This window comes from Salinigranum sp. (assembly GCF_041641895.1).
Taxonomy (GTDB): Archaea; Halobacteriota; Halobacteria; order Halobacteriales; family Haloferacaceae; genus Salinigranum.
In genome coordinates this window covers 1-13,760 of sequence record NZ_JBEPXO010000095.1, presented here as the reverse complement: position 1 = coordinate 13,760, position 13,760 = coordinate 1, and the positions used below count along the sequence as shown (strand labels likewise).

Here is a 13,760-nt window from a genome sequence, read left to right as displayed (position 1 = left end):
GGCTCGCGGTAGGGCGAGGATATATCCGATTCTGTCCCGTCGTGTCAACTGGGTGCCGTGAACTCGAACGAACCGAGACTCTCGTCGCGGTTGGCGACCGAACGAGTAGTCGAGGCGGAGGAGACGCCTCGACGCGAACCGGTCGACCGATGACGGCCTCGCTCCGCTGGCTGGCGCGCGGCTGCCTCGCGCTCGTGGTGGCCAGTCTCCTGGTCGCGGCGGGCGCGGAGACGCTCGCGTACGATCCGCCGGAGATACGCACCGGAACCGTCGAGTCGTTCGGTGAGGGCTCGACGCTCGTCGCCGTCCAGGGCTGGCACGTCGACGGACGAGGGAACGAGAACAAGCCCGCCCGCGTCGTCTCGTTCGACGCACGCGGGAACGTCTCGTGGGTGTACGACGGTGGGAAGCGTGGTGCGGCGTGGTTCTACGACGTCGACCCGCTACCGAACGGGAACGTCCTCGTCGTGAACACCATCCGCGAGGACGGCGTCGGCAAGACGCTCGTCTACGAACTCGACCCGGACACGAAGACGCGGGTCTGGGAGGTGAAGTTCGACATCGCCGACACCCACGACGTCGACCTGATCAACGGCGACCAACTCCTCGTGGCGAACATGCGCGAGTGGGACCGGGCGAACGGAACGAGCGACGACCGCCTCTTCGTCTACGACCTCGGCGAGGACCGAATCGTCTGGGAGTGGTACTTCAGAGACCACTACCCGGCGTCGACAGACGGTGGGATGAACCCGGACTGGACGCACGTGAACGACGTCGACAAGATTGGCCCGGGAAAGTATCTGGCCTCGCCGCGGAACTTCGACCAGGTCGTCGTCGTCGACCGTGAGCGTGGCGAGATCACGCTGCGGTTGGGAACGGACGACGAGACGGAGATCCTCCACGAACAGCACAACCCGACGTATCTGGAGACCGAGGACGGCCGGCCGGTCGTGCTGGTGGCCGACTCCGAGAACGACCGCGTCGTCGAGTACACGTGCACGGAGCGCGTCGGGCGGACGTGTGAGTGGAACCGCACCTGGGAGGTGGGCGCGGCCCAACTCAACTGGCCACGCGACGCCAACCGTCTCCCGAACGGAAACACCCTGATCACCGACTCGCGGAACCACCGGGTCGTCGAGGTGACACCGACCGGTCGCATCGTCTGGGAGACGTACGTGCCGTGGGGGCCGTTCAGCGCCGAACGCGTCGTCCACGGCAACGACGGTGTCCGGTCCCCGACGATGCACGACCTTGGATATCGAGGGTCGTACAATCTGAGCGGGACGGCCGGACTCACGCCCGGAACCGAGGACGACGAACTGACCTTCCCGGAGTGGCTGCGGACGCACCTCGGAAGCGTGGCCGGTGTCGGTCCGTTCGCTCACGCCCTCGCCGACGACTGGCAGGCCGTCGCGCCGTGGGTCCGCCCGGCCTGGATGGCTCCGTGGTCGTTCGTCTACGTCTGCTTCGGGATGGTGGTCTCCGTCGTCTGGGTGGTCGGGGAGGCGGTGTCCCGTCGCCGGCGCCTCGTCGACCGTGTCGGGACGGTCGTGTCTCGGTGACCGCGTCGAGAGCGTACGGCGCACGAACCCCGGAGCTACCGGTCAGGTCCGTCGACACGGCCCGGGTGTGCCCGGACCCGAGCGTTCGAACCGCCTTCCGACGGGCGGACGGTTATATATCTCAGTGGCCAACCCTCCGGCATGCCCAGTGGACTCCCACGGCAACGGTTCGTCCTCGACACCTCGCTGTTCATCACCGAGGAGATTCGCCACGAGGACGAGTCGCTCGAGGACGCCGTGCTCCGCCTGCTCGACCTCGTGGCGACGGCGCGACTCGAACTCAACATCTCCTGTTACATGCCGCCCTCCATCCACGACGAACTCGCGACGATGCTGCGTGACCGCGACGTCGGCGACGAGGTGTTCTCTCGTCTCGACACCTGGGTCGTCCGCAAGAGCCCCGACCGCTACGGCGTCACCATCCCCGCCAACATCGTCTACAACTTCATCGACGAGATGTCCGACCGGGTCAACCGCGGACTGCGCGTCTCCGAGGAGGCGCTCCGGGAAGTCCAGCAACTCGACCCCGAGAAACTCGCCGGCGACGACGGCCCCGGCGAGTACATCACCGAGGCCGACCGGGTGCTGTCGAACATGCGCGACAAGTACCGCCGGGCGCTCCGACAGGGCGTCCTCGACTCCAGAGAGGACTTCGACCTGCTCGTCCTCGCGCGGGAACTCGACGCCGGCGTCGTCACCGAAGACAGGGGGGTCATCTCCTGGGCCGACGAGTTCGGCCTCCGATACGTCCACGGCGGACAGTTTCCGACGCTCCTGGAGGAGTACCTCCGGGCGACGGGGTCGGACGGCTACGAGGGGTAGCCGAGAGATGCCCGCAGGCGGAACCCGGGTCGGTCCGACACACCGTTTCGCCCGACGGGAGCACTGTCGCGTCGAGAGGGGGCGTCCGTCCACCTCTTCGAGATGCTCGAGTACACCAGCACGTCCCTCGGCCACACGATACTCACGAACGCGCTCGGCTTCCAGCGACGGCGACTCGTCGACGGCAACCTCGCGGAGACGTTCGGGAGTCTCGACTGAGCAGGCCGGAGCACCGAGTCCGGTTGCCTACCGAACCGGACGGCTCCACGACGAGAAGCGTGTCCGGTCACCGGTCGAATCGAGCCACGCGACCACCGCTCGACGAGTCTCGTCGACAGTGACGCTCGTCGTCCGGTCCCTCGACGGGAACAGCGGGGAGTCGCGGACCGTCGGCCTCGGCACCACGGCGACGAAGCGGAACCGCCGCTCGGAGCGGACACGGGGGTGAGGAGGCGTCGACGGCCCGACGACGCTGGCCGAGTGAACACGCTCAGAGCGGGGACGCTCACTACCGCTTCGGCTGTTGTTCACCGACAAAAAGTCATATTAATTCTGTTATTACTGCTAATTTATACTAATTCTGTCATACTTTGACAGCTCCGAGCGTCCCAGTACTCACAGCTCTCCGAGCCAACGTCGTCGACGTCTACTGTCGAGTCGAACAGCGCGGCCGCGAGCGACGAATCGTCGGCGAGAGCCACTCTCCGAGGAACGCACCGAATTCGAGGGTACGTCTCGCGTCACTCCCCTCTGAACGGGTGGTGAAAGAGATGAGCGCGAGCCAATCGTCGGATTCCGGTAGAGAGACGTTCCATCGAGCCGATTCAGTGCCCACTCGACGTGGGACGACGAGGACACCCGGCCGCCGGTCGCCGTCGCGAACCGAGCCGTGGTTCGGCGTTCGACGCCACCACTCGTTCGACGAAGAACTATCGTAATAATTAGAATACTGTATAGATGGTAGCACTGCCGATGAGCTAGTCGAACGAGGCGTGTGAGTGAACGCTCTCTCCGGGGCGAACCGAGCCACCTCGTCGGCTCACCGACCGGTTGCGGTCGGACAGCGCGCGTGTGAACGTCCGTCCTCCGAGCGGACTCGTTCCAGACGCTGACGACTGAGGACGAGGTTCCTCCGTCGGAGGTCCTCCCGGGCGGATACGAGCACACGCTGACGAGGGCGAGCGAGCCACAGACGGACGGTCGAGTGCGGTGACTGCGCCCTGTCGGTAGTGGTACGGTACCGGTCCGTGAAGGGGGTGGTCACCCACGAGCGACCACAGGAGCGCGGGCGTACGTGGGTGACTCACCCCGGACCACACTGGTACGGGACGACGAACGATTGGTCGGTGCTCCCTCGCGAAGGTCGGGAACGAGCGAAGGGGGGTTCACTCGTCGATTCGACCTCGGAGGCTGGCGGCGGGCGTGTCACAGTCTGACTCGGTCAGCGGTCACGTCGACAGCCACTTCCTCGCGTGTGGTCCAGCGGTGGGCACGAGGGCACGAGACGTGTCTCGACGACTGACCGAACCGGCTCAACGTTCTCTGTCTCCAGAGACACGACTACCGACGAACTGGACCGGTATCAAATTTACTTACGCAGTGTTACCATTTCGAGGACCGTCACAGACGCCCGGCCGTGCTCACGGCGAGTGCCCCGCGAGTGTCGGCCGCCGCACCCACCCCACTGGCCTCCCGTCTCGTCGCTCGGCGTCGAAGGTATCGTCGACTAGACGTGGTCCGAGTACTCGTCGAGGAACGTGTCGACCTCGGCGAGCGTCGGAGACTTGCCGGTCCGGATGAACTGTCCGGCGACCACGTTCCCGAGCGCCGTCGTCTCCCCGGCGTCGAACCCCTCCAGCAGTCCGAGACAGACGCCCGCGTTGAAGTGGTCGCCCGAACTGGTCACGATTTCGGGCTCTTCGACGTGGAGCGTCTCGACCGACGCCTGGTCGTCCTCGGTGGCCATCGCCGACGCACGGGCCCCGTGTGAGACCACCGTGTCGACACCGACGACGTCGCGGGCCGCTGTCGCGAGGTCCAGCATCGAGTCACCCGCCGCCGACCCGCCACCGCTCTCGAGGAGTGCTTCGGTCTCCCCCCGGTTCGCACTCAGCGTCACCGGGACCTGCCGGTTCAGCGCCCGCAACGCCTCGAACCCGTCGGTGAGCTGCGTGCCCGGGAGGTGACGGATGTCCGCCGGGTCGAAGAAGACGTGCGACGGCGGGTCCGAGAGGGTCGGCCACACGTCCTCGGCGAGCGCGTGGAGGATTCCGGGCAGGCTCGGAATCATCGACCAGTACCCCACGCCGAAGAGGTCAGCCTGCTCGAGGAGATCGGCGAGTCGGTCGTGGCCGAGACGCTCGTCCAGCGTCTCCCAGTCCAGTTCCCGGTAGTCGCCGGCCTCTGTCAGGAGGAGTTTGCCGTCGTTGAACTCGACTGCGTCGGTCGTCCCCGGGTCTCCGATGGAGTACGTGGCGTACTCGGCGAAGACCGACTCGAACTCCGACCGCATCGGGTTCCCGAACGTCCCCACCATGTGCGGGTCGAGCCCCCAGTTGCCGAGGGCACGCGAGAGGTGACAGACGTGCCCCCCGGTTCGCGTCCCGCAATCCCGCCACTCGATGGCGAGCGACGTCTCCGACGCGACGGAGTCGTTGATCTTCTCCCCGAGCGACTCTAGCTCTCGGATGAGCGACACCGAACTCTTGCTCTCGCGCTCGGCGATCATCTCGCGGACCGTGTCGACGATGCCGTCGAACCCGAACAGAACCGTGTGGTCCCGTGGCTCCGTCGAGAAGCGTTCGCGACAGGAGCGAACGCTCTCTCTCGTCTCGCTCGTCGTACCCTCTCTGGCTGTCATCAGTAGACACTCACACCATAATCTGTTAAAGAAGTAGTGGTACCCGAGAGAGCGAGCGGGGGAAGCCGACGCTCGGGCAGGCCACCTCCCCAGTCCGGTGGTCTCACCCCCGCTGCTGGTTCGGCAACCGGTCCGAGCGCTGGTCCGTCGACATGCGAGACGGTCCGGTCGTGAGTCCGTCCTCTCTCACGGGTCCAGCGTGACCATCCCCTTGACGACGTCCGGGTCCATCGCGCGCTGGAAGGCGTCGTCGACCTCCGCGAGCGAGGCTTCGAACTCGACGATTCCCTCGACGTCGACGACGTCGTCGGCCAGGAGGTCGATAGCCGTCGGGTAGGTGTTCTTGTACCGGAACGAGCCGAGGACGTCGAGTTCGTTGTCGATCATCTCGAGGACGTCGAAGGGAACCGTCGCCTCGCTCGCGAGGCCGACGAGGACGACGGTCCCGCCTCGACGGACGACGTCGAGCGTGGACTCGATGGACGAAGCCGCACCGGACGCCTCGACGACCACGTCGACACCGACGCCGTCGGTGTACTCGTCGACCGCGGCGTCTAGGTCCTCGTCCGCGACGTTGACGGTGAGGTCGGCCCCACGCTCGCGTGCGAACGTGAGCTTCTCGTCGACGACGTCCGTCAGGACGACGTCCGTCGCCCCGGCCGCGCGCGCGGCCTCCAGTACCATCAGGCCGATTGGCCCTGCCCCGGTGACCAGCACGGTGTCGCCCGTTCCGACGTCGCCCCGACGACAGGCGTGGATACCGACGGAGAGCGGTTCACAGAGGGCACCCTCCCTGGTGGAGACGTTCTCGGGCAGTTCGTAGGCGAAGTCCGCCGGCCAGGAGACGTACTCGGTGAACGCACCGTCGTGCGGTGGGGTCGCCATGAACCGGACGTCCTCACAGAGGTGGTAGTCGCCCTCCTTGCAGTGACGACATCGACGACACGGGGCGCCGGGTTCGAGAGCGACACGGTCTCCCGGTTCGAGCGTCGTGACGTTCGCACCGACGTCGACGACCTCTCCGGCGCTCTCGTGGCCGAGGACGAGTGGGTTCTCGACGACGATGTCCCCGATACGACCGTGCTCGTAGTAGTGGACGTCGGAGCCGCAGATTCCCACTTCCCGCACGGCGACGAGGACGTCGTCCGCACCGGGCGATGGCCGGGGACGGTCCTGAAGCTCGAACTGGTGCGGTTCGACTAAGACTGCAGTTTGCATGGGAGAACGTCACCCGGTACAGCTACTAATAGCTGTGGTGTGCGGCGACGCCGCCACCGTTGCCCGACACGTCCACGTGGCCCGTCCCCGTCGCGTGTTCCGCGCAGTCCGTCGGGTGCGTCGTCGGCCCGCTGGCGTACCCCCGATGTCCGGGGGCCGGTACCGAACGACGTCGGTCGTGGGGTTCGGCCTCGCCGTAGTGCGAGTGCGGACCCCTCCGCGTCCCGGGTCCTCAGTCGCCGGAACTCGGTGCGGCCTGCGTCTCGGCCGAGAGCGAGAGGCCCTCTTCGTTGTCCAGACGGCGCTGGTGGATGGTCTTACCCGTCCGCCTGTCGAAGAGGTGGACGTCCTGACTCGGGATGTGAGTGTACATCCGCTGACCCTCGGAGACGGGGCGTTGGCCGTCGATTTCGACCACGAACGTGTCGTCGTGCGACCGGTCCACCGGGCGGACGTAGACGTACGAGATACTCCCCATCGGCTCGACGACATCGACGGCCACCTCGAAGCTGTTCTCGCCCGAGGGGTCGTCGGAGAGGTCGAAGTCCTCCGGACGGCCACCGAGCGTCACCTCCGTCCGGTCGCCGACGTTCGAGCGCATCCGCTCGGAGAGGTCGTAGTCGAAGCCGTCGACGCTGAGCGTGCCGTCGTCGACTTCACCCTCGAAGAAGTTCATCGACGGCGAGCCGATGAAGCCGGCGACGAACCGGTTCGCGGGGCGGTAGAAGCACTCGAGCGGGGTGCCGACCTGCTGGAGTTCGCCGTAGTTGAGGACGACGAGGCGGTCACCCATCGTCATCGCCTCGGTCTGGTCGTGCGTGACGTACAGCGTCGTCACGCCGAGGTCGTTCTGGAGGCGGTTGATCTCGGTCCGCATCGTCGTCCGGAGCTTCGCGTCCAGATTGGAGAGCGGCTCGTCCATCAGGAACACGTTCGGGTCGCGGACGATGGCGCGCCCCAGCGCGACGCGCTGCTGTTGGCCACCGGACAGCTCACCCGGCGTGTTGTCCAGCAGGTTGCCGATCCCCATCATCTCCGCCGCGTCGGTCACCTGTCGTTCGATCTCGTCGTCCGAGAGGTCGGTCGACATCTTCAGCCCGAACGACATGTTCTCCTCGACCGTCATGTTCGGGTACAGCGCGTAGTTCTGGAACACCATCGCGATGTCCCGCGCACGCGGGCCGAGCTGGTTGACGAGCGTGTCGCCGATGAACACGTCGCCCTCGCTTTGGGTCTCGAGACCCGCGACGATACGCATGAGCGTCGACTTCCCCGACCCCGAGGGACCGACGAAGACGATGAACTCGCCGTCTTCGATGTCGAGTGAGACGTCGTCGACGGCGACGACCGCCTCACCGCCCTCTCCGAACCGCTTCGTTACGTCGTCGAGCGTGATGCTGGCCATTATGTCACCTCCGAATCGCGGCTGTCCGTCCCCGCCGCGTGGGTGTCGTTCGTGGCTGATACGTGGGGGTTCGTCGTCGTGTTACAGGTTGTCTCCGTCATTCTTTGATCACCACACCGAAGCTGAGTCCGGCTGCGAGGTACTTGTTCACCGCGATCAGGAAGATCGCCACGGGAATGATCATCGCCGTCGAGGCCGCGGCCAGCATCGACCACTCGATGGAGCGAGAGCCGATGAAGGAGTAGACGAACAGCGTGACCGGCACTGCCTCGAAGCTCGTCAGCACGAGGCCGAACAGGAGCTCGATCCACGCGAAGATGAAGCTGATGATGGCGACCGAGAAGATGCCGGGTTTGGCCGCCGGGAGGACCACCTTCCGGAAGCCCTGGAAGCGGGTCGCGCCGTCGACGCGTGCGGCCTCCTCCAGCGTCTCGGGGATGCCGTCGAAGAACGCTTTCATCACCCACACGACCAGCGAGAGGTTGATGCTGATGTACATCAACACCATCCCGATGCGCGTGTCGAACAGGTTGAACGCGCGGAAGATGATGAAGAACGGCAGCACGACGGCGATGGGCGGGAGCATCCGTGAGGAGAGAATCCACACGAGCACGTCCCGCTCCATCGGGATGTCCCACCGCGAGAGGACGTACGCGGCGGGCACGCCGATGAGCAGCACGAGCACCACCGACGTCCCCACCATGAGGAGGCTGTTGGCGAACGCCGTGACGAACTCGCCGTCCTGAATCAGCTGCAGGTAGTTGTACACCGTCGGCAGGAAGATCCAGTCCGGCGGGAGCGCGTTCGCCTCGCCGGGGGGCTTCAGCGACATCGACGCCAGCCAGTACAGCGGGAAGAACACGACGAACGACCACGTCAGGAGCAGGGCGTGGCGGACGACCCGGACGAGCGTCTCACGCGTGTCTTTCTCGAGCAGCTGGGACGAGCCCGGCTCGATATCCGACGTCGCCATCAGTCCCACACCCCCTCGAAGCCGACCTTCGCGATGACGATGTTCGCGATGGCGATGACGAAGACGAGGTAGACGACGGCGATGGCGGCCGCCACACCGGGGGCGTTGTTGATGAACATCTGTTCGTAGATGTTGATGCTCACCAGCTGGGTAGCCGTGCCCGGACCGCCCTGGGTCAGTCCGTAGACCACGCCGAACGTCCGGAAGAGGTCGATCATCCGGATGAGCGTGGCGACGAACACGACCGGTTTCATGTAGGGGATGATGACGTGGACGTACCGCCGCCACAGGGGCGCGCCGTCGACCCGCGACGCCTCGACCAGCGTGTCGGGCACCGAGGAGAGGCCGGCGTAGAAGATGATGAACATGAACGGCGTCCAGTTCCAGGTGTCGAGCAGGATCACCGTCAACAGCGGGATCTCCGAGAGGAACGCCGGCGCGGTGAACGGTGTCACCGTGTTGATGACGTACGGGATGATGCCGATTTCGGTGTTCAGCATCAGTCGACCGATCGTCGCCAGCGAGACGGGCGCGACGGCCATCGGGAGGATGAACAGGATCCGGTAGAACGACTTCATCCGGCCGGCCTCGACGCCCGCGACGAGCGCCGCTAGGAAGAAGCCGAGGAGGCTCTCGAGCACCAGCGCACTGACGACGACGGTGACGGTGATGACGAACGAGTGAATCGCGCCACCACGAGTGAACGCCGTCTCGAAGTTCTCCAGGCCGACGAACTCGGCCGCGAAGACGTTTATCGTGGGCTCTTCGATGACGCTGAGATACAGGTCGTACGCACCGGGGAAGAAAGTGATCGACACCATCACCAGCACCATCGGTGCGATCATCCAGTACGGGAGGTAGTCGTTCCACAGGTCCCGGAGTCTGCCGAGGCCCTGGGTGTTGGTCGTTTCCGTCTGTGTTGGTGTGCTCATGAATGTACGTGAAAAATGTTCCCCGGTGTGTTATGTAGTTTATCCCTCAGCTGTAGATGTCTTCAGCGGCCTTCGCTGCGTCTTTCATCGCCTTCTCGGCGGGTTTCTGGCCAGCGATGGCCCGCTGCAGTTCCTCGGAGTACCGCTGTCCCCACTCGGGGTACTTGCGGTCGAACGGGTCCGGCGCCGAGGCCCTCAGCGATTCGAGCGAGACCTGTGCGTAGTCCTCGCCGACCTTCGAGCGGTAGTCCTCGTTCTCCCAGACCGACTCTCGCACGGAGAACACACCGCTGCTCTCCACGTTCATCCACGTGTCGGTCGGCGGTGACGTCGCCCACAGCATGAACAGGAACGCCTGTTCGGAGTTCTTGGCGTTCTTCGACGTCGAGATCTGCCAGTTGAACGCGTTGGGGTTCAGCTCGCCACCTTCCGGCTTGGGAACCTTCGCAATCTGGACGGTGTCGGCGACGCTGGACTCGTCGTTGGTCAGGCCGCCCCAGAACATGTTGGCGTCGGCGACGATGTGGCCAGTCTGCCCTTCCGCCATCGACGCCTGGACGTCGGACCAGGTCTGGGTCGACGCGCCGTCCGGCCCGTAGTCCTGCAGCAGGCTCGTGTAGTACTCCGCGGATTCGATGACACCCTCGGAGTCCAGCCCGGAGTCGTTCGGGAAGTCGGTCCAGAGACTGGTCCCCTGCTGGCGGAGGAGCGTGTTCAGGATGTAGATGTTCATCCCGTAGCCCTTCTGGCCCCGACCGGACGTCCCGACGATGTCGGACTCCTCTTCGTGGATGACCTTCGCGTTCTCGCGGTGCTGTTGCCACGTCTCGGCGACCTCGAGTCCGTGTTTCTCGTAGAGGTCCTGGCGGTAGAACTGGGTCTGGACCTCGACGGTGATCGGCAGTCCGGTCCAGTTGTCGCTGTACCCGCCACCGTGTGCCTGCCACCGTGACGACTCGAAGAGGTCGTCGGGCTGGTAGAAGCTCTCGTCGTACAGACTCCCGTCTTCGAAGTACGGGTCGAGCGGCTGCAGCCAGCCCTCGTTGCGGAACTGGTTGACGACCTGGTCCATGAAGAACACGTCGAACTGCCCGGCACCGGTGCTAGCGTCGGTCTGTCGCTTGGTCCGGAACTGGTTCTCCGGCAGGATGTTCCACTGAACGTCGATGCCGGTGAGCTCCTCGAAGACGGGAATCGCGGGCTTGATGGCCGACACCCACGGGTGCTGGACCGCGCCGATGTTGATCTGGTCGCCCTCGAACTGTTGCCAGTCGATGTCCGCGCTGTCGTATTCGCTGAGCGGGATGGGGAGTTCCTCGGAGGAACTCGACCCGTCGTCGCCGGACCCGCCGCTCGAACCACCGCTGGACCCGTCACCGGACCCACCGCTGGACCCGCCACTCGAACCACCACTGTCCGAGCTCGACCCACCACGCGTACACCCGGCCAGGGCACCCAGCACACCGAGACTCGCTGCCCCAGTCGCTTTCAGATACTGCCGTCGCTTATACTCGTCTGTCATGTGTGCGTCCAGCCCTTCTGTTTAGAATCGTGATATATAAAACTTACCATGCCCAAACTTACTTCGTCGTCTCCGAAGAACCTGCGTGACGCGATGGACTGTAACCTCACAGGCAAGACTGCACTGGTCAGCGGGTCGGGGAGAGGCATGGGACGGGCGTCCGCCCAGGAACTGGCGCGAAACGGCGCGGACGTCGTCGTCAACGACGTCGACGAGCGGGCGGCGCGAGAGACCGCGGCGGAGATTCGTGACCTCGGCGTCGACGCGATCGGCGTGCCCGCGGACGTGAGCGACGAGGCAGCGGTCGCTGCGATGGTCGAGAAGGCGACGGAGGAACTCGGTCCGGTCGACATCCTCGTCAACAACGCGGGCGTGGGCGACGCGGGACCGTTCCTGGACGACGAGTACGACGGGACCTTCGATCTGAACCTCGACGTCCACCTCCGTGGGGCGCTGAACTGCACCCGCGAAGTGGTCGACGGGATGGTCGAGCAGGGATACGGGAAGATAATCAACTTCACCTCGATTCACACCAAGAACGGTGTCGGGATGTCGCCCGCCTACGACGTCGCGAAGTACAGCCTCCTGGGACTGACGAAGAGCCTCGCCCTCGAACTCGGACGGGAGGGAGTCCGCGTCAACGCGGTCGCTCCTGGCTGGGCCAACACGAGGTTGACCGAGGGGTTCAGCGACGCGGTCACCGAACAGATTCTCGACAGCAACCCGCTGGGACGGTTCGCCGAGCCAGAAGAGGTCGCCGACGCGGTCACGTTCCTGGCCGCGCCGGCGAGCGACTACATCAACGGGCACGAACTCCGCGTCGACGGCGGGCAGGTCCCCATCGATAGCTGGCGACTGGACAGTCGGTAGTCACCGTCGGTATCGACCCGGTGCAGGGGGGGTACCAACGTTTATATGCAATGTTCGAATGTGTTCGAACAGGGTATCGTCGTGTCGCTGACGTGGCCTCGCTTCCGGGCGGAGGGACGCGCTCGCCGGCCGAGGCCGACGTCCACCGAGCCCTACGACGGACCGATACCAATGACACAGATACACGGAGTCGACAACCGAATCGAGGAACCAGCAAGCAACCGTCCACGGAGCCACCCATGCGCGTAGCGTCGCTGACAGGCGTCGGCGAGTTGGAGGTACGAGAGCAGGACCAACCGGAGCCGGGACCGAACGAAGTCGTGTTACGCGTCGGTGCGTGTGGCATCTGCACGACCGACCTCCACATGTACCACGGGGACTTCGCCGTCGACTTCCCGGTCGTGCCCGGGCACGAGAGCGCTGGAACCGTCACCGAAGTCGGTGACGACGTCACGAGAGTGGCGTCCGGCGACCGCGTCGCCATGAATCCGACGGTGTCGTGTGACGCCTGCGCGTACTGCAAGCGAGGGGAGACCAACCTCTGCGAGAACGCGGCCTCGATCGGCGGGGCCGCCGACCGCGTGTTCGACGGCTCGTTCGCCGAGTACGTGCTGGTGCCCGAAGCCAACGTCGAGCCGGTCGGCGACATGCCGTTCCGTCACGCGGCACTCGCCGAACCACTCGGGTGCTGTGTCCACGCTGCCGACCGGAGCGGCGTCGGGCAGGCCGACAGCGTCGCGATAATCGGTGCCGGACCGATCGGCCTCCTGTTGCTGCAGACGCTCCGGAACCGCGGTGCGGGCCCGATTGCGGTGTCCGAACTCGACCCCAAGCGCCGCGAACTCGCCGCCGAACTGGGTGCGGACCTGGTCGTCGACCCCGAAGCGGGCGACCCCGTCGAGACCATCCGAGAGGAGATCGGCGAGGTCGACGCCGGCATCGAGGTCGTCGGACTGGTCCCGACCATCGAACAGGCGCACGAGGTGACCGCCAAGGGCGGGACGACCCTCATCGTGGGCGTTCCGAGACAGGACGTGACGATGGAGGTCAAACCCTTCGAGCTCTTCTACAACGACCTCGACCTCCGGGGCACGTTCGCCCTCACGCGGGATTCGTTCCAGCGCGCCGTGTCGCTGCTCAGACAGGGCCGCATCGACGTCGACCCGCTCATCACCGAGGAGGTCGGCCTCGACGGCATCACGAACGCGTTCGAACGGATGGAGAACAACGAGGGACTGAAGAAAGTCGTCGTCCCCGGCGCCGACTGACGGCGTCGACCGGCTCTCTCCTCCGACCAGTCACCGACTCTTGCCGTGCGCGTGACCACGACGGGGAGTCACGACGAGGTGTCGAAGCCGTCCATCGCGAGTTCGCCGTGCTCGTCGAACACCCACGGCTGGTCGTCGTGGACGCGGATGTCCGCTCGCTCTCTGAGTTCCTCGGCGACGGGTTCGGACACCCACAGCTCCTCGGGTGTCAGCGTGTTCTCGATGCGAGCGATGCGGAGGTCACTCGCGTGTGCGACGCCCGTCATCGACGCCGAGAGCACGAACGCCGTCGCGTCGCTCGGGACGACGAAGGGGAGCTTCGCCCGGA

General features: G+C 65.5%; 10 protein-coding genes and 1 pseudogene. 4 read left to right on the top strand and 7 right to left on the bottom strand.

Annotation, left to right across the window (positions count from 1 at the left end; all coding sequences use genetic code 11):
• Positions 1-149: 149 nt before the first annotated feature.
• Together ACESK5_RS16590 and ACESK5_RS16585 are read left to right on the top strand one after the other, a co-directional pair.
• Positions 150-1,562: an arylsulfotransferase family protein gene (locus tag ACESK5_RS16590; RefSeq protein ID WP_372912693.1), complete on the top strand. Its 1,413-nt coding sequence runs from the start codon at positions 150-152 to the stop codon at positions 1,560-1,562.
• Between the two features lie 141 nt (positions 1,563-1,703).
• On the top strand, positions 1,704-2,384 hold the full coding sequence (locus ACESK5_RS16585; RefSeq protein ID WP_372912692.1) for an RNA ligase partner protein: 681 nt from the start codon (positions 1,704-1,706) through the stop codon (positions 2,382-2,384).
• Positions 2,385-4,110: 1,726 nt separating this feature from the next.
• Here the strand turns inward: ACESK5_RS16585 and ACESK5_RS16580 are convergent.
• The 6 genes from ACESK5_RS16580 to ACESK5_RS16555 form a co-directional block, all read right to left on the bottom strand.
• Positions 4,111-5,244, bottom strand: a complete 1,134-nt coding sequence (locus ACESK5_RS16580) for a hypothetical protein (RefSeq protein WP_372912691.1) — start codon at positions 5,242-5,244, stop codon at positions 4,111-4,113.
• 186 nt (positions 5,245-5,430) lie between these two features.
• A complete protein-coding gene (locus tag ACESK5_RS16575; RefSeq protein ID WP_372912690.1) occupies positions 5,431-6,462 on the bottom strand; it encodes an NAD(P)-dependent alcohol dehydrogenase in 1,032 nt (343 codons plus the stop codon).
• 232 nt (positions 6,463-6,694) lie between these two features.
• On the bottom strand, positions 6,695-7,867 hold the full coding sequence (locus ACESK5_RS16570; RefSeq protein WP_372912689.1) for an ABC transporter ATP-binding protein: 1,173 nt from the start codon (positions 7,865-7,867) through the stop codon (positions 6,695-6,697).
• A gap of 97 nt (positions 7,868-7,964) precedes the next feature.
• The gene (locus ACESK5_RS16565) at positions 7,965-8,840 is read right to left on the bottom strand and encodes a carbohydrate ABC transporter permease (RefSeq protein ID WP_372912688.1); all 876 of its coding nucleotides are present in this window, start codon (positions 8,838-8,840) and stop codon (positions 7,965-7,967) included.
• A complete protein-coding gene (locus tag ACESK5_RS16560; protein WP_372912687.1) occupies positions 8,840-9,772 on the bottom strand; it encodes a carbohydrate ABC transporter permease in 933 nt (310 codons plus the stop codon). Before ACESK5_RS16560 ends, ACESK5_RS16565 begins: the two co-directional genes overlap by 1 nt.
• A 46-nt stretch (positions 9,773-9,818) precedes the next feature.
• Positions 9,819-11,294 carry an extracellular solute-binding protein gene (locus ACESK5_RS16555; protein ID WP_372912686.1) on the bottom strand — a complete coding sequence of 492 codons (1,476 nt, stop codon included), beginning with the start codon at positions 11,292-11,294 and terminating at the stop codon, positions 9,819-9,821.
• Between the two features lie 48 nt (positions 11,295-11,342).
• Here ACESK5_RS16555 and ACESK5_RS16550 point away from each other — a divergent pair, with 48 nt between their 5' ends.
• Complete coding sequence (locus tag ACESK5_RS16550; RefSeq protein ID WP_372912685.1) at positions 11,343-12,164, top strand: SDR family NAD(P)-dependent oxidoreductase; 822 nt, start codon at positions 11,343-11,345, stop codon at positions 12,162-12,164.
• 239 nt (positions 12,165-12,403) lie between these two features.
• Entirely contained in the window at positions 12,404-13,432 is a 1,029-nt protein-coding gene (locus ACESK5_RS16545) for a zinc-dependent alcohol dehydrogenase family protein (protein ID WP_372912684.1), read from the top strand.
• A gap of 68 nt (positions 13,433-13,500) precedes the next feature.
• Here ACESK5_RS16545 and ACESK5_RS16540 read toward each other — a convergent pair.
• Positions 13,501-13,760 (bottom strand): annotated as a pseudogene (locus ACESK5_RS16540) (DUF362 domain-containing protein); the annotation flags it as partial.